At 65.1% G+C, this 20,286-nt stretch carries 17 protein-coding genes; 2 read left to right on the plus strand and 15 right to left on the minus strand.

Annotation, left to right across the window (positions count from 1 at the left end; translation table 11 throughout):
- Positions 1–39 precede the first annotated feature (39 nt).
- Complete coding sequence (ppk1, locus tag WS45_RS24175) at positions 40–2,103, plus strand: polyphosphate kinase 1 (RefSeq protein WP_059702022.1); 2,064 nt, start codon at positions 40–42, stop codon at positions 2,101–2,103.
- Positions 2,104–2,223: 120 nt separating this feature from the next.
- On the opposite strand, the gene phoR is transcribed toward ppk1, so the two are convergent.
- From phoR to WS45_RS24230, 11 genes are all read right to left on the minus strand, one after another.
- Positions 2,224–3,543, minus strand: coding sequence for a phosphate regulon sensor histidine kinase PhoR (phoR, locus tag WS45_RS24180; protein WP_059702024.1), 1,320 nt, complete (start codon positions 3,541–3,543; stop codon positions 2,224–2,226).
- Between the two features lie 57 nt (positions 3,544–3,600).
- A complete protein-coding gene (gene phoB, locus WS45_RS24185) occupies positions 3,601–4,302 on the minus strand; it encodes a phosphate regulon transcriptional regulator PhoB (protein ID WP_006750313.1) in 702 nt (233 codons plus the stop codon).
- Between the two features lie 30 nt (positions 4,303–4,332).
- Entirely contained in the window at positions 4,333–5,037 is a 705-nt protein-coding gene (gene phoU / locus WS45_RS24190) for a phosphate signaling complex protein PhoU (protein ID WP_059523442.1), read from the minus strand.
- An 18-nt stretch (positions 5,038–5,055) separates the two neighbouring features.
- Complete coding sequence (gene pstB / locus WS45_RS24195) at positions 5,056–5,904, minus strand: phosphate ABC transporter ATP-binding protein PstB (RefSeq protein ID WP_059523444.1); 849 nt, start codon at positions 5,902–5,904, stop codon at positions 5,056–5,058.
- A gap of 15 nt (positions 5,905–5,919) precedes the next feature.
- Positions 5,920–6,813, minus strand: a complete 894-nt coding sequence (gene pstA / locus WS45_RS24200) for a phosphate ABC transporter permease PstA (RefSeq protein WP_059691171.1) — start codon at positions 6,811–6,813, stop codon at positions 5,920–5,922.
- Positions 6,810–7,793, minus strand: a complete 984-nt coding sequence (gene pstC, locus WS45_RS24205) for a phosphate ABC transporter permease PstC (protein ID WP_059523448.1) — start codon at positions 7,791–7,793, stop codon at positions 6,810–6,812. The genes pstA and pstC overlap by 4 nt, the downstream gene beginning before the upstream one ends.
- A 94-nt stretch (positions 7,794–7,887) precedes the next feature.
- A complete protein-coding gene (pstS, locus tag WS45_RS24210; protein ID WP_059702026.1) occupies positions 7,888–8,922 on the minus strand; it encodes a phosphate ABC transporter substrate-binding protein PstS in 1,035 nt (344 codons plus the stop codon).
- Positions 8,923–9,377: 455 nt separating this feature from the next.
- Complete coding sequence (gene glmM / locus WS45_RS24215; protein WP_059523459.1) at positions 9,378–10,733, minus strand: phosphoglucosamine mutase; 1,356 nt, start codon at positions 10,731–10,733, stop codon at positions 9,378–9,380.
- Between the two features lie 36 nt (positions 10,734–10,769).
- Positions 10,770–11,663, minus strand: a complete 894-nt coding sequence (gene folP / locus WS45_RS24220; RefSeq protein WP_156437262.1) for a dihydropteroate synthase — start codon at positions 11,661–11,663, stop codon at positions 10,770–10,772.
- Between the two features lie 76 nt (positions 11,664–11,739).
- A complete protein-coding gene (ftsH, locus tag WS45_RS24225; protein WP_059465595.1) occupies positions 11,740–13,635 on the minus strand; it encodes an ATP-dependent zinc metalloprotease FtsH in 1,896 nt (631 codons plus the stop codon).
- Positions 13,636–13,801: 166 nt separating this feature from the next.
- A complete protein-coding gene (locus tag WS45_RS24230) occupies positions 13,802–14,464 on the minus strand; it encodes an RlmE family RNA methyltransferase (RefSeq protein ID WP_059523464.1) in 663 nt (220 codons plus the stop codon).
- A gap of 193 nt (positions 14,465–14,657) precedes the next feature.
- Between WS45_RS24230 and WS45_RS24235 the strand changes: the two genes are divergently transcribed.
- A complete protein-coding gene (locus tag WS45_RS24235; protein ID WP_059523466.1) occupies positions 14,658–15,185 on the plus strand; it encodes a YhbY family RNA-binding protein in 528 nt (175 codons plus the stop codon).
- Between the two features lie 58 nt (positions 15,186–15,243).
- Here the strand turns inward: WS45_RS24235 and WS45_RS24240 are convergent, their stop codons facing one another.
- The 4 genes from WS45_RS24240 to leuE all read right to left on the minus strand — a co-directional run bounded on the left by WS45_RS24240 (position 15,244) and on the right by leuE (position 20,285).
- Positions 15,244–15,702: a DUF4149 domain-containing protein gene (locus tag WS45_RS24240; RefSeq protein ID WP_059523468.1), complete on the minus strand. Its 459-nt coding sequence runs from the start codon at positions 15,700–15,702 to the stop codon at positions 15,244–15,246.
- A 14-nt stretch (positions 15,703–15,716) separates the two neighbouring features.
- Positions 15,717–16,193 carry a transcription elongation factor GreA gene (greA, locus tag WS45_RS24245; RefSeq protein WP_021163362.1) on the minus strand — a complete coding sequence of 159 codons (477 nt, stop codon included), beginning with the start codon at positions 16,191–16,193 and terminating at the stop codon, positions 15,717–15,719.
- A gap of 118 nt (positions 16,194–16,311) precedes the next feature.
- Positions 16,312–19,566: a carbamoyl-phosphate synthase large subunit gene (gene carB, locus WS45_RS24250; RefSeq protein ID WP_059691169.1), complete on the minus strand. Its 3,255-nt coding sequence runs from the start codon at positions 19,564–19,566 to the stop codon at positions 16,312–16,314.
- Between the two features lie 59 nt (positions 19,567–19,625).
- Positions 19,626–20,285 (minus strand): leucine efflux protein LeuE, encoded by a 660-nt coding sequence (leuE, locus tag WS45_RS24255; RefSeq protein ID WP_059523472.1) that lies wholly within the window; start codon positions 20,283–20,285, stop codon positions 19,626–19,628.
- Position 20,286: the final 1 nt, after the last annotated feature.

The following is a 20,286-nucleotide window of genomic DNA, read 5'->3' on the forward strand; positions in this document are numbered from 1 at the left end:
CCTTTCGAATCATCGCCCGAATCATCCCCTACTCTGCCGATGTCCGTCCGTTATCCGCTTCTCAATCGTGAACTCGGCATCCTCGGTTTCAACGAGCGCGTGCTGGCCCAGGCGGCTGACCCGCAGATTCCGTTGCTCGAGCGCCTGCGCTTCATCTGCATCACGAGCAGCAACCTCGACGAATTTTTCGAAGTCCGGATGGCCGGCCTTCAGGAACAGATCCGCGACAACCCCGGCGCACTGACGCCCGACGGCATGTCGTTGCAGCACGCCTATGACCTCGTCGTCGAGCGCGCGCAACGGCTCGTGCACCGCCAGTACACGATGCTGCACGAAACCGTGCTGCCCGCGCTCGAACAGGAAGGCATCTACTTCCACGCGAGCGACACGTGGAATGAAGAACAGCTCGAATGGGCGCGCCGCTACTTCCTCGATGAACTGCTGCCGGTGCTGACGCCGATCGGCCTCGACCCCGCGCACCCGTTCCCGCGCGTGCTGAACAAGAGCCTGAACTTCGTCGTCGAGCTCGAGGGCCGCGACGCGTTCGGCCGCCAGGCGGTGATGGGCATCGTGCAGGCGCCGCGCGCGCTGCCGCGCGTCGTGCGCATGCCGCAGGCGCTGTCGGGCTTCGAGCACGGCTTCGTGCTGCTCAGCTCGTTCATGCAGCGCTTTGTCGGCGAACTGTTCCCGCAACTGGTCGTGAAGAGCTGCAACCAGTTTCGCATCACGCGCAACAGCGAGCTCTTCGTCGACGAGGACGAAATCACCAACCTGCGCGTCGCGCTGCAGGGCGAACTGCCCGCGCGCCACCTCGGCAACGCGGTACGGCTCGAAGTGTCGGCCGACACGCCGGCGCATATCGTGCGGCGCCTGCTCGAGGAAAGCCTGCTCGGCGAGAAGGACTGCTATCGCGTGGCCGGCTCCGTGAACCTCGTGCGGCTGATGCAGATTCCCGATCTCGTCGATCGCCCCGATCTGAAGTTCTCGCCGTTCACAGCATCGACCTCGCCCGCGATCGTCAACGCGCCGACGATGTTCGACGCGATCGACGACGGCGACATCCTGCTGCACCACCCGTACGAAAGTTTCCAGCCGGTGCTCGAACTGCTGCAGCAGGCCGCGAAAGACCCGAGCGTCGTCGCGATCAAGCAGACGATCTACCGGACTGGCACCGATTCGCCGCTGATGGACGCGCTGATGGAAGCCGCGCGCAACGGCAAGGAAGTGACCGTCGTCGTCGAGCTGCTCGCGCGCTTCGACGAGGAAACCAACATCAACTGGGCGTCGCAGCTCGAAGCCGTCGGCGCGCACGTCGTGTACGGCGTGGTCGGCCACAAGTGCCACGCGAAGATGATGCTGATCGTGCGGCGCGTCGTGCAGAACGGCAAGGCGTCGCTGCGCCGCTACGTGCACCTCGGCACCGGCAACTATCACCCGCGCACCGCCCGCCTCTACACCGACTTCGGGCTGATGACGGCCGACCAGAAGATCTGCGAGGACGTTCACCACGTCTTCCAGCAACTGACCGGGATCGGCGGCGAGCTCACGCTGCACGAGCTGTGGCAGTCACCGTTCTCGCTGCATCCGCGCATCATCGAATCGATCCGCGCGGAAATCGACAACGCGCGCGCCGGCAAGCGCGCGCGCGTGGTCGCGAAGATGAACGCGCTGCTGGAGCCGTCGGTGATCGCCGCGCTGTACGAAGCGTCGCAGGCCGGCGTCAAGGTCGACCTGATCGTGCGCGGCGTGTGCGCGCTGAAGCCCGGCGTGCCGGGGCTGTCGGAAAACATCACGGTGCGCTCGATCGTCGGGCGCTTCCTCGAACACCACCGCATCTACTATTTCCACGCGGACGGCGCCGAGGACGTCTATCTGTCGAGCGCCGACTGGATGGACCGCAACCTGTTCCGCCGCGTCGAAGTCGCGTTCCCGATCCGCGAGCGCAAGCTGAAGCGCCGCGTGATCGCCGAAGGGCTGTCGGTCTGCCTCGGCGACAACCAGTCGGCCTGGCAGATGCTCAGCGACGGCCACTACCGCCGGCGTCGTGCGGGCAAGACGATCCGCAACGCGCAGCTCGGTCTGCTCGCGAAGTTCTGTTCGTAGACACGGGGCGGCGCGCGGGTTCGCGTGCCGCGTCACCAAACGAAAAAGCACAGCCCGAGGGCTGTGCTTTTTTATTTGCGGCGGGATGCCTGCGTGAGGCGCCCGATTCGCGTCATGCGCTCACGCTTCGAACGTCGCCGGCCGGATCGCGATGATCCGCGACGCGGGGAAGCGTGCGGTGAACGTGCTGCCGCGCCCTTCCTCGCTCTGCACGTACAGGTGCGAGTCATGCCGCTGCAGCACATGCTTGACGATCGCGAGGCCGAGCCCCGTGCCGCCCGTATCGCGCGAGCGGCTGCGGTCGACGCGATAGAAGCGTTCGGTCAGCCGCGGCAGGTCGGCCGCCGGGATGCCGAAGCCGCTGTCGGTGACGGAAAACACGCCTTGCGCGCCCTCGCGCCGCCACGACACGAAGATCTTGCCGCCGTCCGGCGTATAGCGGATCGCGTTGGTCACGAGATTCGCGAACGCACTGAACACTTCGGTCTGCGCGCCCGTGACGCCGAGCGTCTCGTCGATCGTGAACGTGATTTCGTGATGCCCGTTCGACAGCGTCTGCGCATCTTCCTTCAGATGGTCGAACACGGCACGCATGTCGATCGCGTGATCCATCGGCGGCTTGCTTTCGCCCTCGAGCTTCGCGAGCACCAGCAGATCGGTGACGATGTGCCGCATCCGCGACGCCTGCTGCTCCATCATCTCGAGATAGCGCGCGCGATCTTCCTCGTTCAGCGGCAGTTCGCGCATCGTCTCGAGGAAGCCCGACAGCACGGTGAGCGGCGTCTTCAGTTCGTGCGACACGTTCGCGACGAAGTCGCGCCGCATCGCGTCGGTCCGCTCGAGCTCCGTGATGTCCTGCGTGAGCAGCAGCTTGCGGTTCTCGCCGTACGGAAACACCTGCACTTCGAGGACGTTCTGCCGCGAGTCGCCCATCCCGCGCATCACGAGCGTCTCGTCGTAATGCTGCGCGTTCAGGTAGCGGACGAAATCAGGATGACGAACCAGATTCGTGATGTGCTGCCGCAGGTCGCGCTTCGCGTCGAGGCCGAAATGCACCTCGGCGATCGCGTTGCACCACTCGATCTGGTCATGGTCGTCGAGCATCGCGACGCCGTTCGGCGACGCCTGGATCGCCTGGATGAAGCGCGAATGCTGCTGCTCGACCTGCCGCACCTGCGCATGCCACTGCTTCGCGAGCTTGTGCAGCCGGTAGTAGATTTCACCCCAGATGCCCGGTGCGCTCGGCACCTCGCCGTAGACGGGCGCATCGAGCAGACGCCACAGGCGTTGCGTATGGAAGGTGCTGAAGAAGCCCTGCGCGACCAGCATCACGACCGCGAACCCGAGGCCCGCGATCGGGCCGGCGAACACGCCGACCAATACGCTGATCAGCACGAGCAGCACGAGCGACACGAGAAAGCGCGCCCAGATGATGTTCATGATTCAGCGCCCGAAAGAATGAACGGCATGCCGTGGCACACGGCATGTCCGGATACGTTACGCGTGCTTGGCGAGCCGGTAGCCGCTGCCGCGCACGGTCTCGATCATCGCATCGCAACCGGCCGGTTTCAAGGCCGCGCGCAATCGTTTGATGTGGACGTCGACGGTGCGCTCCTCGACGAACACGTGATCGCCCCAGACCTGGTCGAGCAGTTGCGTGCGGCTGTGCACGCGCTCCGGATGCGTCATGAAGAAATGCAGCAGGCGGAATTCGGTCGGGCCGAGATCGAGCTTGATCTCGCTGCCGTCGCCGTGCGCGGCGACCCGATGCGTGGCCGGGTCGAGGCGCAGCCCGTTGATCGACACGACGTCCTCGGTCAGCTGCGGCGCGCGGCGGCGCAGCACGGCCTTGATGCGCGCCATCAGCTCCTTCGGCGAGAACGGCTTCGTCACGTAATCGTCTGCGCCGATTTCGAGGCCGAGCACCTTGTCCTGCTCGTCGCCGCGCGCGGTCAGCATGATGATCGGGATGTGCTTGGTCCGTTCGTTGTTGCGCAGGTCGCGCGCGAACGCAATGCCGGACTTGCCCGGCAGCATCCAGTCGAGCAGCACGAGATCGGGCAGCACGTCGCTGATCAGGTTCTGCGCCTGCTCGGCGTTGTACGCGCGGATCGGGCAGTGACCGGCATGCTGGAGATTCACCGAGATCAGTTCGGAAATCGCGGGCTCATCTTCGACGACGAGAATGTTGCTGGGCATCGGCACCTCTGTTCTTCCTTACGGAGTCGATTAACTGTTGGCTTCGCGATCGAGCGTGTCGCGCGGCTGGTGCCGCACGTCGGTGCCCTTCACGATGTAGATGATGAATTCGGCGATGTTCTTCGCGTGGTCGCCGATCCGTTCGATCGCCTTCGCGATGAACAGGTACTCGAGGCCGACCGAGATCGTGCGCGGGTCTTCCTGCATGTACGACACGAGCTTGCGCACGAACGCGCGGAATTCGAGGTCGATTTCCTTGTCGTCCTTGACGATCTGCGCGGCCGCCACCGTATCGAGGCGCGCGAACGCGTCGAGCGCGCGACGCAGGATCGTCACGGCCATCTCGCCCGACACCTTGATCTCGGCGATGTTCACCGCACGCGCGGCCGGCTCGTCGATCAGGCGGCGCACGCGCTTCGCGATCTTCTCGGCCTCGTCGCCGGCGCGCTCGAGGTTCGTAATCGTTTTCGAAATCGACATCAGAAGACGCAGGTCGCGCGCGGCCGGCTGCCTCCGCGCGATGATGTTGCCGCACTCCTGGTCGATGTCGACTTCCATCGCGTTCAGCGTTTCCTCGGCCGCGATCACCTTCTCGGCCGTCTCGCGGTCGAATTCGTTCAGCGCATGCATCGCGCCGACGATCTGCGACTCGACGAGCCCGCCCATTTCCAGCACTTTCGACGACACGGCATTCAGGTCCGCGTCGAACTGGCTCGACAGATGTTTATCCGACATGGTTGTGATTCTCCGTCATCAGCCGAAACGGCCGGTGATGTAGTCTTCCGTTTCCTTGCGCACCGGCTTGATGAAGATCTTTTCGGTTTCGCCGAATTCGATCAGCTCGCCCAGGTACATGTAAGCCGTGTAGTCCGAGCAGCGCGCGGCCTGCTGCATGTTGTGCGTGACGATCACGACCGTGTAGTCGCTCTTCAGCTCCGCGATCAGCTCCTCGATGCGGCCCGTCGAGATCGGGTCGAGCGCCGAGCACGGCTCGTCGAGCAGCAGCACTTCCGGACGGATCGCGATACCGCGCGCGATGCACAGACGCTGTTGCTGGCCGCCGGACAGCCCGTAGCCGCTCTGGTTCAGCTTGTCCTTCACTTCGTTCCACAGCGCGGCCTTCGTCAGCGCCCACTCGACGCGATCGTCCATCTCCGAGCGCGTGAGCTTCTCGAACATCTTCACGCCGAACGCGATGTTGTCGTAGATCGACATCGGGAACGGGGTCGGCTTCTGGAACACCATGCCGATCCGCGCGCGCAGCAGCGAGATGTCGCGCTTGGTGGTCAGCAGGTTCTCGCCGTCCATCAGGATTTCGCCCTCGGCGCGCTGCTCCGGATAGAGCGCGTACATCTTGTTGAACGTGCGCAGGAGCGTCGACTTGCCGCAACCCGACGGACCGATGAACGCCGTCACCTTCCCTTCGGGAATGCGCAGGTTGATGTTCTTCAGCGCGTGGAACTTGTTGTAGAAGAAGTTGAGGTTGTTGACCTCGATCTTCGCGTTCAGCGGCGCCAGCGGACGGCCATGTGCCGCATCTTGCGTGCCGGCGGGCGCAGCGGTGCGCTCGACGGGATTCAGGTGGCTTTCTGCCATATTCATCGGATTGCTCCGCCGTTACTTTTTCGAGAAGATCGAACGCGCCAGGATGTTGAGTCCGAGCACCCCGAGCGTGATCAGGAACACGCCCGCCCATGCGAGCGACTGCCATTCGGCGAACGGGCTCATCGCGAACTTGTAGATCGTGACGGGCAGGTTCGCCATCGGCTGGCTCATGTCCCACGAGAAGAACTGGTTCGACAGCGCGGTGAACAGCAGCGGCGCCGTTTCGCCGGCGATCCGCGCGACCGCGAGCAGCACGCCCGTCACGATCCCGCCGACCGAGGCGCGCAGCGTGATCTTCAACACCATCCGCCACTTCGGCGTGCCGAGCGCGACGGCTGCTTCGCGCAGCGCGTTCGGCACCAGCTTCAGCATGTTCTCGGTCGTGCGGATCACGATCGGAATCTGCAGCAGCGCCAGCGCGATCACGCCGGCCCAGCCCGAGAAGCGCCCCGACTTCGCGACGACGATCGCGTAGACGAACAGCCCGATGACGATCGACGGCGCCGACAGCAGGATGTCGTTGATGAAGCGGATCGTGCTCGCCAGGAGGTTCTTCTGGCCGTATTCGGCAAGATAGACACCCGCGAGGATGCCGATCGGCGTGCCGACCAGCGTGCCGAAACCGCACAGCAGCAGGCTGCCGACGATCGCGTTCGCCAGGCCGCCGCCTTCCGTGTTCGGTGCCGGCGTCGATTCGGTGAACAGCTGCAGCGACAAACCGCCGACGCCGAGATGCACCGTGGTGTAGAGAATCCACACGAGCCACAACAGGCCGAACGCCATTGCGGCGAGCGACGCGGTCAGCGCGATCGCGTTGGTCAGCTTGCGCTTGCGCTGCAGGCGGTTGCGCATCGCGTCGAGCGCGGCGCCATTCGGCCCCGGGAAATTCATGACGGGCTCGCTCATTTCTTGCCCTCTCCCTTCTCGAGACGAAGCAGCAGCAGTTTGGAGATGGACAGCACGATGAACGTGATCACGAACAGGATCAGGCCCAGTTCCATCAGCGCGGACGTATGCAGGCCCGGTTGCGCTTCGGCGAATTCGTTCGCGAGCGCCGACGTGATGCTGTTGCCCGGCGCAAACAGCGACACGCTGTCGAGCAGGTTGGTGTTGCCGATCACGAAGGTCACGGCCATCGTTTCGCCGAGCGCGCGGCCGAGGCCGAGCATCACGCCGCCGATCACGCCGGTCTTCGTGTAGGGCAGCACGACTTTCCACATCACTTCCCACGTCGTGCAGCCGATCCCGTAAGCCGATTCCTTCAGCAGCACGGGCGTGACTTCGAACACGTCGCGCATCACCGACGCGATGTACGGGATGATCATGATCGCGAGGATCACGCCGGCCGCGAGAATGCCGATGCCGATCGGCGGGCCCGACGTCAGCGGACCGAGCACCCACACGTCCTTGAAGAGACGGCCGATCGGCTTCTGGAAGTATTCGGCGAAGATCGGCGCGAACACGAGCAGGCCCCACATGCCGTACACGATCGACGGAATCGCGGCGAGCAGCTCGATCGCGATGCCGAGCGGGCGACGCAGCCACACGGGCGACAATTCGGTGAGGAACAGTGCGATGCCGAAGCTGACGGGCACCGCGATGACGAGCGCGATGAGCGACGTCACGATCGTGCCGTAGATCGGCACGACCGCGCCGTAAATATCCGAGTTCGGATCCCACTCGGTTTGCAACAAGAAGCCGATGCCGAACTTCTGGATGGTCGGCATCGACGCAATGATCAGGGAAACGATGATCCCGCCCAGCAGCAGCAGGGTCACGATCGCGGCCAGCCGTGCGAGGCCGCCGAACAGAACGTCTCCGAGACGGCTCGGCGCGCGTTGCTGCGCGGCATCGGACCGGGAAGACGTGTAGGAAATATCAGACATGGGCGCCTGTTCTGGATCGCCGGGCGCCGTGACGCCCGGCCTTACCGCACACACTGCCCGGCCGGCACGGCCGGGCAGCGAACCGCTGGATTGCTTACTCCGTGGCGACCGGCTTGCCCGATGCGTCCGTCACCTTCGTCTTCCACTGCTTGCGGATTTCCGTCTCGACCGCCGCCGGCAGCGAGATGTAGTCGAGGCTGTCGGCTGCCTTCTCGCCGTTCTTGAACGCCCAGCTGAAGAACTTCAGCGTTTCGGCGCCCTGCTCCGGCTTGTCCTGCTTCGCGTGCAGCAGCACGAACGTCGCGCCGACAACCGGCCATGCGTCCTTGCCCGGCTGGTTCGTCAGGATCTGGTAGAACGACTTCGACCAGTTCGCGCCGGCAGCAGCGGCCTTGAACGTTTCGGTCTTCGGCTCGACCACCGTGCCCGTCGAGTTCTTCAGGGCCGTGTAGGTCATGTTGTTCTTCTTGGCATACGCCCACTCGACGTAGCCAATCGCGCCCGGCAGGCGCTGCACGAAGGCCGCGACGCCGTCGTTGCCCTTGCCGCCCGTGCCCGTCGGCCAGTTGACCGTCGTGCCTTCGCCGATCTTCGACTTCCACTCGTCGTTGACCTTCGACAGGTAGTTCGTCCAGATGAAACTCGTGCCCGAGCCGTCAGCACGGCGAACGACCGCGATGTCCGTATCCGGCAGCTTGACCTTCGGGTTCAGCGCGGCGATCGCCGGGTCGTTCCACTTCTTGATCTTGCCGAGATAGATGTCGCCGAGCACCGGGCCCGACAGCGTCAGTTCGCCGGCCTTCACACCCGGCACGTTGACGACCGGCACCACGCCGCCGACCACCGTCGGGAACTGGAACAGGCCTTCCTTCGCGAGTTCTTCGTCCTTCAGCGGAGCGTCCGAACCGGCAAAATCGACCGTCTTCGCGTTGATCTGCTTGAGGCCGCCCGACGAACCGATACCCTGGTAGTTCACCTTCGCGCCGCCGGCCTGCTGGTAGTCGGCAGCCCATTTCGTATAAATCGGCATCGCGAACGTGCTGCCTGCGCCCGTGATGTCGGCAGCTTGCGCGGCGACTGCGAAAAGCGCGCCAGCCAGGCCGGCAATCGCGGTTTGCATCAATTTCATGAGACCTCCAGTGTGTGAGCGGATGACTACGGCACCGCGAAGGTTAGGGGCTCCTCATGACGATAATGTGACAATCGATGAAACTGGCGTGACAGTAACATGACTGGTTGAAAGGGTGTATCGGGCCCTGTGCGGGCGGCCGCGCAGGGGCAGCGCGGCGGGAAATGGCGGCAAGAATTGCCGATCAGGAAGGGCTGTTCGGCACCCGCCGATGCGAGGTCCGGAGCGAATCGTGTTCGCGGCACATGGGGCAGGAAAACCCTTTGCCGCGGTCATCACGATTCAGGGTCGGATGTTTTCTTGCATCAGACGAAATCCGCGCCGACGTCATCCTCTATTTAATAGCGCAAACCTTTGCGTCTGACGAATTGCGGCGCCCGAAGGCGCCGCTTGTCGAGTCGCCGGAGAGGCGGCGCGCGCACGGCCGGACCGTCGCGCGCCGTCACCGATTCGGCTCAGCTCGTCGCCGCGCGCACCGCGTCGGCGATCGCTTCCGCGTGACGGGTCGCGTCGGCCGCATGCTGCGCCTCGACCATCACGCGCAGCACGGGCTCGGTGCCCGATGCGCGGATCAGCACACGGCCGCGGCCGGCGAGCGCGCTTTCGGCTGCGTCGATCGCCGCGCGAATCGATGCGCTGCCCTTCCAGTCGGCCCCCGGCTTCATCCGCACGTTGATCAGCTTCTGCGGGAACAGCGTGACGCCGTCCAGCATCTGCGCAAGCGTGCGGCCGCTGCGCTTGAGCGCGGCCAGCACGAGCAGCGCCGACACAATGCCGTCGCCGGTCGAATGGCGGTCGAGCGACAGGATGTGGCCCGAGCCTTCCGCACCGAGCTGCCAGCCGCGCTCGCGCAACTGTTCGAGCACGTAGCGGTCGCCGACGGCCGCACGCACGAACTGCACGCCCTCGCGCTGCAGCGCGACCTCGACCGCGAGGTTCGTCATCAGCGTGCCGACCGCGCCGTCGACCTTGCCGGCGGTCGCAATCCGGTCCTTGACGAGCACGTAGAGCAATTCGTCGCCGTTGTACAGCCGGCCCGTCGCATCCACGACCTGCAGGCGATCCGCATCGCCGTCGAGCGCGATGCCGAGATCCGCATGGTTCGCCCGCACTGCACGCACCAGTGCGTCTGGCGCCGTTGCGCCGACACCGTCGTTGATGTTGAAGCCGTTCGGCGCGACGCCGATCGGGATCACGTCCGCGCCGAGTTCGTGGAATACGTGCGGCGCGATCTGGTACGCGGCGCCGTGGGCGCAGTCGATCACGAGCTTCAGCCCGCGCAGGTCGTATGCGGCCGGGAACGTGCTCTTGCAGAACTCGATGTAGCGACCGGCCGCGTCGTCGAGGCGACGCGCCTTGCCGAGCCGGTCCGACGACGCGCACTCGAGCGGCTTGTCGAGCCATGCCTCGATCTCGGCCTCGGTATCGTCCGGCAGCTTGTTGCCGTCGGCGGAGAAGAACTTGATCCCGTTGTCCTGATACGGGTTGTGCGATGCGCTGATCACGACACCGGCCGACAGGCGCAGCGCGCGCGTCAGGTACGCGACGCCCGGCGTCGGCATCGGGCCGGCCAGCATCACGTCCACGCCAGCCGCCGAAAAACCGGCCTCGAGCGCGGCCTCGAGCATGTAGCCCGACACGCGCGTGTCCTTGCCGATCAGCACCGTCGGACGCGCACCCGCCGCGACGTCGGCCGCGCCGGCCAGCACCTTGCCGGCCGCATAGCCGAGACGCAACACGAAATCAGGCGTGATGGGCGCCTCGCCCACCGTGCCGCGAATGCCGTCCGTGCCGAAATATCGACGTCCCATGGCGAACCTTCCTCCTTCGTCTTTCTGACTTCTGACTTATCGTTGCCGCGCGGCTTCGCGCACGGCGTTCCAGACCTTCAGCGCATCGACCGTCGCCGCGACGTCGTGCACACGCACGATCGCCGCGCCGCGCCCGACTGCGCACAATGCGGCCGCCACGCTCGCCGCGACGCGTTCGATCGGCGGCTTGCCGCCGATCACCGCGCCGAGCATCGACTTGCGCGACATGCCCGCGAGAATCGGATACGCGCGCCCGTCGGGCCGCGCGGGCGCCGTGTCCGGCAACGCGGCCAGCAGCGCGTAGTTGTCGTCGACCACCGCCTTGCCGAACCCAAACCCGGGATCGACGCAGATCCGTTCCGCCGCGACGCCCGCGTCGCGCAGCGCCTGCGCGCGTGCGGCGAGAAAGTCGCGCACGTCGGTCACGACGTCGCCGTAGTCGGGCTCGCCCACCTGCATCGTCTGCGGCTCGCCGAGCATGTGCATCGCACACAGTCCACTGTTGCCTTCACGCACCGCGTCGATCGCCCCCGGCTGGCGGAACCCCCAGATGTCGTTGATCATATCCGCGCCGGCAGCGAGCGCCGCACGCATCACGGCAGGCTTGTAGGTGTCGATCGACAGCGGCACGTTCAGCGGCCGCAGCGCTTCGACGAGCGGGATCACGCGCGCGAGTTCCTCGTCGAGCGGCACGGGCGGCGCACCGGGACGCGTCGACTCGCCGCCGATATCGATCAGGTCGACGCCTTCGGCGATCATCCGCTCGGCCTGGCGCAACGCATCGTCGCGCGCGAGGAAGCGGCCGCCGTCGGAAAACGAATCGGGGGTGGCGTTGAGAATGCCCATCACGAGCGGGCGTTCGAACGTCAGCGAGAAACGGCCGCACTGGAGCGGCGCGGGAATGGAGGCTGAAACTGCGGATTCGGGCACGGGCGGGAGGTGTTGATGAATGCAAAACGGGCCGGTGTGAAGCCACACCAGCCCGTGAACGGTGCTACGGCGGAGGTCAGGCCGGCGAAGCAGGCGCCGGCGCGTTGCCGGGCTTCACTTCGGCGGCCGTGCCGCCACCCGAGGAATCGCCGCCAACGGCCGGCGAGCTCTTCGGCGAGCGCGGCGGACGCCCTTCCATGATGTCGTTGATCTGATCGGCGTCGATCGTCTCCCACTCCATCAGCGCGGCCGTCATCGCCTCGACCTTGTCGCGGTTCTCTTCGAGCAGGCGACGCGCAAGGCCGTACTGCTCGTCGAGCACGCGGCGGATTTCGCCGTCGACCTTCTGCTGCGTCGCTTCCGAGATCGTGCGGGTGAAGCCGCGGCCGAACGGGCCGCTGTCGTTCTCGTCGTCGACGTAGACCATCGGTCCGAGCGCGTCGGTCATGCCGAAACGCGCCACCATCGCACGCGCCGTCTGCGTCGCCTTGTTGAAGTCGTCCGACGCGCCGGTGCTGATCAGGTTCAGGAACAGCTCCTCGGCCACGCGGCCGCCGAACAGGATCGCCAGGCGGTCGAGCAGGTAGTCCTTCGAGTACGTCTCGTTGTCATGCTCCGGCAGCTGCCACGTGACACCCAGCGCGCGACCGCGCGGGATGATCGTGACCTTGTGCACCGGGTCGGCCTTCGGCAGCAACTTCGCGATCACCGCGTGGCCCGACTCGTGGTAAGCCGTCGCACGCTTCGCTTCTTCGCGAATCACCGCCGACTTGCGCTCCGGACCCATGAAGATCTTGTCCTTCGCGTCCTCGAAATCCTGCATCTCGACGATGCGCTTGCCGCGGCGGGCGGCGAACAGCGCCGCTTCGTTCACCAGGTTCGCGAGATCGGCGCCCGAGAAGCCCGGCGTGCCGCGCGCGATGACCGCTGCGTCGACGTCGTTCGCGATCGGCACCTTGCGCAGGTGCACGCGCATGATCTGCTCGCGGCCGCGAATGTCCGGCAGGCCGACATAGACCTGACGGTCGAAACGGCCCGGACGCAGCAGCGCCTTGTCGAGCACGTCGGAACGGTTGGTCGCGGCGATCACGATCACGCCCGAGTTCGCTTCGAAGCCGTCCATCTCGACCAGCATCTGGTTCAGCGTCTGTTCGCGCTCGTCGTTGCCGCCGCCCATGCCGGCGCCGCGATGACGACCGACCGCGTCGATTTCGTCGATGAACACGATGCACGGTGCGTGCTTCTTCGCCTGCTCGAACATGTCGCGCACACGGGCCGCGCCGACGCCGACGAACATTTCGACGAAGTCGGAACCCGAAATGCTGAAGAACGGCACCTTCGCTTCACCGGCGATCGCGCGGGCGAGCAGCGTCTTGCCGGTACCCGGAGGGCCGACGAGCAGCACGCCGCGCGGAATGCGACCGCCCAGCTTCTGGAATTTCTGCGGGTCGCGCAGGAAGTCGACGAGCTCGGACACTTCTTCCTTCGCTTCGTCGCAGCCCGCGACGTCGGAGAAGTTCACCGCGTTGTTGTTCTCGTCGATCAGCCGCGCACGCGATTTCCCGAACGAAAATGCGCCGCCTTTGCCGCCTCCCTGCATCTGCCTCATCATGTAGAACCAGAACACGATGATCAGGATCGTCGGCCCGAGGTAGTACAACGCGGACATCAGCGCGTTCGGCTCGTCATCGGCCTTGCCGCTGACCTGCACGCCGTATTTCATCAGATCGCCGACCATCCAGATGTCGCCGGGCGACACGATCTGGTATTTCTGGCCATCAGCCGGAGTGACGGTGAGGTTGCGCCCCTGCACGATGACGTTCTTGACCTTGCCGTTCTTGGCGTCGTCCATGAACTGCGAATAGGACACACCTTCCTGGACGCGGGGCTTGTCGAACTGCTTGAACACCGTAAACAGCACCAGTGCGATCACCAGCCACACTGCTGCCTTCGAAAACATATTGTTGTTCAAAGCACCACTCCTTCACTCGTAGACGAGCGCCTACATTTTCCTTGCGGCGCTCCTCGGTCATTCTAATCCAGTCCGACCACCCCTGCCATAAGCATTGACAACCGTCGCGATAGCGCTTCGCTTGTCTGGCAAGGGCCGGAGCCCGTTTGCGGCACCGCGCCCCGCGTCACCGCGGATGCTTCAGTTGCCGGCCCAAAATGAACGTTTCGGACGATTTGTCGCGGGACGCCTTCGGCTTGCGCGGCGCGACGATCTTAAACTGCTGTTTGAACTTTTCGACGATCTGGCTGTAGCCGCTGCCGTGGAAACACTTCACGAGCAGCGCACCTTCCGGCTTCAGATGATTCTGCGCAAATTCGAGCGCCAGATCGCACAGATGCTCGATGCGCGCCGCGTCCGCCGAGGCCACGCCCGAGAGGTTGGGGGCCATGTCCGAAATAACAAGGTCCACCGAGCGGCCTTCGAGCACTTCCTCGAGCCGGTGAAGGACCTCGTCCTCGCGGAAGTCGCCCTGGAGGAAGTGGACGTCGGCGATCGGTTCCATCGGCAGGATGTCGAGCGCGACGATCGTGCCGTCGATGCCGCCTTCGCGCTCCGCGTCACGCTTCTTGCCCTGCGCGAGCTTGTTGCGGGCATACTGGCTCCAGCTGCCCGGCGTCGCGCCGAGATCGACGATCACCTGGCCCGGACGGATCAGCTTGTCCTGCTCGTCGATTTCCTTCAGCTTGTACGCGGCACGCGCGCGATAGCCCTCCCGCTGCGCCATTTTGACGTACGGGTCGTTGATGTGGTCGTGCAGCCAGTGCTGGTTAAAGCGGTTTTTTGCCATTCGAGAGAGAGATTGCTGCTATTTGCTTCGTGAAGCCGTGCTTTTGGCGGATAATACGCGTCTTCTTCGCGCGGCTGCGGCCCCTTCCGGGCCCAAGCCGCGATTTTACGTGGTTTCGGCGCGCGGCTGATGCGGTAACTTCCCGCGATTCGCTTCTGATGCAGCGCGCCCCTATTTAGATTTCGACATTTCCATGCCCGCCCTTTCGCTTTCCCCCGCCGAGCGCTCCGCGCTGCGCTCCCAGGCCCATGCGCTCAAGCCCGTCGTGCTGATCGGCGCCGACGGGCTGACCGACGCCGTGCTGAAGGAAATCAAGGTGCACCTTGCCGCGCACCAGTTGATCAAGATTCGTGTATTCGGTGACGAGCGCGATGAGCGCGTCGCCATTTACGACGAGATCTGCGACCGCCTGAATGCGGCGCCGATCCAGCACATCGGCAAGCTGCTGGTGATCTGGAAGCCCGAGGCTGCCGTGGCGGCCCCGGCCCGCGGCCGTCGTGCCGGCGCGCTGCCGAGCGCGGCCGAAGCCGTCGACGACAAGAAAGGCCGTGCGCCGCGCACCGTCAAGGTCGTCAAGGTGTCGCCGAACGCGAGCCCCGTGCGCCGTCCGAGGCCGGTAAAGGTCACGGTGCGCGGCAACGAGCGCGTGACGGCGGGCGGCACCGTGAAGCGTGCGAAAAAGCGTCAGGCCAGCACGAAGCGGCCGCACCAGGGCAAGTAATCCTGCCGCGCGGCACGGGGCACCCCGTGCCGCCCTGCCGGTGCGGCGCACACGCCGTTCAGGCGTCTCGCGCCGGCAAACGCCAGATCAGCATCAGCCCCAGCACGCTTTCGACGAGATAGAACAGGCTCGAAACGCCGTGCAGCATCCCGAAGCGGCTCGCATACGGCGAGTTCGCGATATCGGTGCCCGCCTCCATCGCGGCCACCCGCAGCGCGTTCATGAACGGCTGCAGCGCAAAATACCCGACCAGCACGCACGCGACCATCGCCGCGACGATCCAGCGCACGCGCCGGTAATCGCCACTGCCGCGCCGCACCTGCTGGTTCGACAGCGCGAGCAGCAACACGCCGCATACGACACCGAGGATCGCCTCGATGCGAAACAACTGGGCGGCGACCGAGCCGGCCGTCATCCGCTCCAGCGTCTTGAACAGCACGGGCGCGACCGCATACCCGATCGTCAGCAGGCTGCCGACCCACACGGCCGACAGCAGACGGAACACGCGATGCGGCATCACGTCGCCCCGCTTCAGATGTAGCTGACCGAGATGATTTCGTATTCGCGCACGCCGCTCGGCGCCTGCACGGCCGCGACGTCGCCTTCGGACTTGCCGATCAGCGCGCGTGCGATCGGCGAACTGACCGAAATCAGGCCGTGATCGATGTCGGCTTCGTCGTCGCCGACGATCTGGTACTTGACGGTGTCGCCGGACTCGAGATCCTCGAGTTCGACCGTCGATGCGAAGACCACGCGGCCTTCGGCGTCGAGCACGGTGGGATCGATGACCTGCGCGGCCGAAAGCTTCGATTCGATTTCCGCGATGCGACCCTCGATGAAGCCCTGCTTTTCTTTCGCAGCGTCGTATTCGGCGTTTTCGGACAGATCGCCCTGTGCGCGGGCCTCCGCGATCGCGTTGATCACGGCCGGCCGCTCGACGGACTTGAGGCGCTGCAATTCATCGCGCAGTTGCTCTGCGCCACGCTTTGTCAACGGAATGGTGCTCATAAACGGCTCAATCGCTAAAAACGGCTATAAAAAAAATCACCGCGATTAAGCGCATTTCCGGCGAACCGGAAACACCGCTTAATCGCGGCACGTGTTGCTTCGACAGGTAACTGAACGCTTAGTTTAGGCGAGCATGAAGACCTTGTAAATCATAGACTTCCAGATCCTTCAGGTAGCGCAAGCCTTCGACGGCCGCGCGCGCGCCCGACATCGTCGTGTAGTACGTGACCTTGTGCGCCTGCGCGCTCATGCGGATCGAACGCGAATCGGCGATCGCCTGACGCGTCTCGTCGACCGTCGTGAACACGAGTGCGATCTCGCCGTTCTTGATCATGTCGACGATGTGCGGACGGCCGTCCTTCACCTTGTTGACGACCTTCACCGGCACGCCGGCCGCTTCGATCGCGGCAGCCGTGCCCTTGGTCGCGACGATCGGGTAGCCGAGGTCGTGCAGCATGCGCGCGACTTCGACCGCCTTCGGCTTGTCGGCGTCCATCACGGTCAGCAGCACCGTGCCCGACTCCGGCAGGCGCGAACCCGCCGCGAGCTGCGACTTGAACAGCGCCTCGCCGAACGTCTGGCCGACACCCATCACTTCGCCGGTCGAACGCATTTCAGGCCCGAGGACCGGATCGACGGTCGGGAACTTGACGAACGGGAACACCGCTTCTTTCACGCTGAAGTACGGCGGCTCGACTTCCTTCGTCACGCCCTGCTGCGCGAGCTTCTGGCCGACCATCGCGCGCGCCGCGATCTTCGCGAGCGGCAGGCTGGTCGCCTTCGACACGTACGGCACCGTGCGCGATGCGCGCGGGTTCACTTCGAGCACGTAGATGATGTCCTGCTTCGAACCGTCCGCCTGCGGCACCTGCTGGATCGCGAACTGCACGTTCATCAGGCCGACCACGTTCAGCGCTTTCGCCATCGCGCCCGTCTGGCGCTTCAGTTCGGCAACCGTTTCTTTCGACAGCGAGTACGGCGGCAGCGAGCATGCCGAATCGCCCGAGTGGACGCCCGCCTGCTCGATGTGCTCCATCACGCCGCCGATGAACACCGACTCGCCGTCGCAGATGCAGTCGACGTCGCATTCGATCGCGTCGTTCAGGAAGCGGTCGAGCAGCACCGGCGAATCGTTCGACACCTTCACGGCTTCGCGCATGTAGCGTTCGAGGTCGCGCGGCTCGTGGACGATTTCCATCGCGCGGCCGCCCAGCACGTACGACGGGCGCACGACGAGCGGGTAGCCGATTTCGGCCGCCAGTGCGAGCGCTTCTTCTTCGGCGCGTGCGGTGCGGTTCGGCGGCTGGCGCAGGCCGAGGTCCTGCAGCAGCTTCTGGAAGCGTTCGCGATCTTCGGCCGCATCGATCATGTCCGGCGACGTGCCGACGATCGGCACGCCGTGCGCCTCGAGGTCGAGCGCGAGCTTCAGCGGCGTCTGGCCGCCGTACTGGACGATCACGCCGACCGGCTTTTCCTTGTCGACGATCTCGAGCACGTCTTCCAGCGTCAGCGGCTCGAAGTACAGGCGGTCGGACGTGTCATAGTCGGTCGACACCGTTTCCGGGTTGCAGTTGACCATGATCGTTTCGTAGCCGTCCTCGCGCATCGCGAGCGCCGCGTGCACGCAGCAGTAGTCGAACTCGATGCCCTGGCCGATCCGGTTCGGGCCGCCGCCCAGCACCATGATCTTCTTGTTGGTGGTCGGCTGCGCCTCGCACTCTTCCTCGTAGGTCGAGTACATGTAGGCCGTCTTGGTCGCGAACTCGGCCGCGCAGGTGTCGACGCGCTTGTAGACCGGGCGCACGTTCAGTTCGACGCGGCGGCGGCGGACGTCTTCCGGCGTCGCGCCGAGCAGCTTCGCGAGTCGGCGGTCGGAGAAGCCGCTCTGCTTCAGGAAGCGCAGCTCGTCGAACGTCAGCGACGCGAGCGTGCGGCCCGCGAGCGCCTTTTCCTTCAGGATGATCTGCTCGATCTGCTCGAGGAACCACGGGTCGATCGCGGTTTCCGCGAAGATTTCCTCGGCCGTCATGCCGATGCGGAATGCATCGCCGACGTACCAGATGCGGTCCGGGCCCGGCTCGTGGATCTCGATCGCGATCTCGTCGCGGTCGGTCGACTTCTCGTCGAGACCGTCGACGCCGACTTCGAGGCCGCGCAGCGCCTTCTGGAACGATTCCTGGAACGTACGGCCGATCGCCATCACTTCGCCGACCGACTTCATCTGCGTGGTCAGGCGCGAATCGGCTTCGCGGAACTTCTCGAACGCGAAACGCGGGATCTTCGTGACGACGTAGTCGATCGTCGGCTCGAACGATGCCGGCGTCTGGCCACCGGTGATTTCGTTCTTCAGCTCGTCGAGCGTGTAGCCGACCGCCAGCTTCGCCGCGACCTTCGCGATCGGGAAGCCGGTCGCCTTCGATGCGAGCGCCGACGAACGCGACACGCGCGGGTTCATCTCGATGACGACCATGCGGCCGTCCTTCGGGTTGATCGAGAACTGCACGTTCGAGCCGCCGGTGTCGACGCCGATCTCGCGCAGCACCGCGAGCGATGCGTTACGCAGGATCTGGTATTCCTTGTCGGTGAGCGTCTGCGCCGGCGCGACCGTGATCGAGTCGCCGGTGTGCACGCCCATCGGGTCGAGGTTTTCGATCGAGCACACGATGATGCAGTTGTCGGCGCGGTCGCGCACGACTTCCATCTCGTATTCCTTCCAGCCGAGCAGCGACTCTTCGATCAGCAACTCGCGCGTGGGCGACAGGTCGAGACCGCGCTTGCAGATCTCTTCAAACTCTTCGCGGTTGTATGCAATGCCGCCGCCCGAGCCGCCGAGCGTGAACGACGGACGGATCACGACCGGATAGCCGCTGCCGCCGGTGCCGGCCATGATCTCGGCATGCACCTGGGTCGCTTCTTCCATCGAGTGCGCGATGCCCGACTTCGCGGAGCCGAGACCGATCTTGGTCATCGCTTCCTTGAACTTCTGGCGGTCTTCCGCCTTGTCGATCGCTTCCGGCGACGCGCCGATCAGCTCGACGCCGAACTTCTCGAGCACGCCGTGGTGGTGCAGGTCGAGCGCGCAGTTCAGCGCGGTCTGGCCGCCCATCGTCGGCAGGATCGCGTCCGGGCGCTCCTTCTCGATGATGCGTGCGACGACTTCCCACGTGATCGGCTCGATGTAGGTGACGTCGGCCGTGTTCGGGTCGGTCATGATCGTCGCCGGGTTGCTGTTCACGAGGACGACCTTGTAGCCCTCTTCACGCAGCGCCTTGCAAGCCTGCGCGCCCGAATAGTCGAACTCGCAAGCCTGGCCGATGATGATCGGGCCGGCGCCGATGATGAGGATGCTTTTGATGTCTGTGCGTTTTGGCATGGCTTGTGAATTCAGTAAGTAATCTTTGTCGTGGCGTTGTCGCGGATCGGCGGCTGCGCTCAGCTCATGGTGGCGAGCGCGAGCTTCACCGAGAAACCGATGAACAGGCCGCCCACGCTGCTCGCCGCGCCCGCCGCGAGCTTGCGGCGGCGGCGGAAATGCTCGGCGAGCCGCGCGCCCGCGAAGATCAGCGTGCTCAGATACAGGAAGCTCGCGCATTGCGCGATCGCCCCGAGCACGACGAACGACAGCGCGGGATGCGGGAACGCCGGGTCGACGAACTGGATGAAGAACGAGATGAAGAACAGGATCGCCTTCGGATTCAGGAGGCTCACGATCAGCGCCTTGCGGAACGGTCGCTCGCCGTCGACCGCACGCGGTGCATCGGCCGGCGCATCGGCTCGCGCGCGCAGCTTTCGCCACGCGCCGCGCAGCATCCCGGCACCGATGTACAGCAGGTACGCGGCGCCGCCGTACTTGACGACGGAGAACAGCAGCGGGTTCGCCTTCAGCAGCGACGCGACGCCCGCGGCGGACAGCACCATCAGCACCGTGTCGCCGAGGAACACGCCGCAGGCCGCGCGATATCCGGCCTTCACGCCGCGCTGCGCCGCGAGCGACAGCACGTACATCGAGTTCGGCCCCGGCAGCAGGATGATGAAGATCACGCCGAACACGTAGGTCCAGATATCCGTGATGCCGAGTGCGTGGCCGAACATG

This window comes from Burkholderia sp. RF2-non_BP3, from assembly GCF_001522185.1.
Taxonomy (GTDB): Bacteria; Pseudomonadota; Gammaproteobacteria; order Burkholderiales; family Burkholderiaceae; genus Burkholderia; species Burkholderia diffusa.

Excerpts from the sequence above, each read along its gene's own strand:
- ppk1 (WP_059702022.1), top strand. The coding sequence starts at position 40 with ATGTCCGTCCGTTATCCGCTTCTCAATCGTGAACTCGGCATCCTCGGT.
- phoR (WP_059702024.1), bottom strand. The coding sequence starts at position 3,543 with ATGAACATCATCTGGGCGCGCTTTCTCGTGTCGCTCGTGCTGCTCGTG.
- phoB (WP_006750313.1), bottom strand. The coding sequence starts at position 4,302 with ATGCCCAGCAACATTCTCGTCGTCGAAGATGAGCCCGCGATTTCCGAA.
- phoU (WP_059523442.1), bottom strand. The coding sequence starts at position 5,037 with ATGTCGGATAAACATCTGTCGAGCCAGTTCGACGCGGACCTGAATGCC.
- pstB (WP_059523444.1), bottom strand. The coding sequence starts at position 5,904 with ATGAATATGGCAGAAAGCCACCTGAATCCCGTCGAGCGCACCGCTGCG.
- pstA (WP_059691171.1), bottom strand. The coding sequence starts at position 6,813 with ATGAGCGAGCCCGTCATGAATTTCCCGGGGCCGAATGGCGCCGCGCTC.
- pstC (WP_059523448.1), bottom strand. The coding sequence starts at position 7,793 with ATGTCTGATATTTCCTACACGTCTTCCCGGTCCGATGCCGCGCAGCAA.
- pstS (WP_059702026.1), bottom strand. The coding sequence starts at position 8,922 with ATGAAATTGATGCAAACCGCGATTGCCGGCCTGGCTGGCGCGCTTTTC.
- glmM (WP_059523459.1), bottom strand. The coding sequence starts at position 10,733 with ATGGGACGTCGATATTTCGGCACGGACGGCATTCGCGGCACGGTGGGC.
- WS45_RS24230 (WP_059523464.1), bottom strand. The coding sequence starts at position 14,464 with ATGGCAAAAAACCGCTTTAACCAGCACTGGCTGCACGACCACATCAAC.
- WS45_RS24235 (WP_059523466.1), top strand. The coding sequence starts at position 14,658 with ATGCCCGCCCTTTCGCTTTCCCCCGCCGAGCGCTCCGCGCTGCGCTCC.
- WS45_RS24240 (WP_059523468.1), bottom strand. The coding sequence starts at position 15,702 with ATGCCGCATCGCGTGTTCCGTCTGCTGTCGGCCGTGTGGGTCGGCAGC.
- greA (WP_021163362.1), bottom strand. The coding sequence starts at position 16,193 with ATGAGCACCATTCCGTTGACAAAGCGTGGCGCAGAGCAACTGCGCGAT.
- carB (WP_059691169.1), bottom strand. The coding sequence starts at position 19,566 with ATGCCAAAACGCACAGACATCAAAAGCATCCTCATCATCGGCGCCGGC.
- leuE (WP_059523472.1), bottom strand. The coding sequence starts at position 20,285 with ATGTTCGGCCACGCACTCGGCATCACGGATATCTGGACCTACGTGTTC.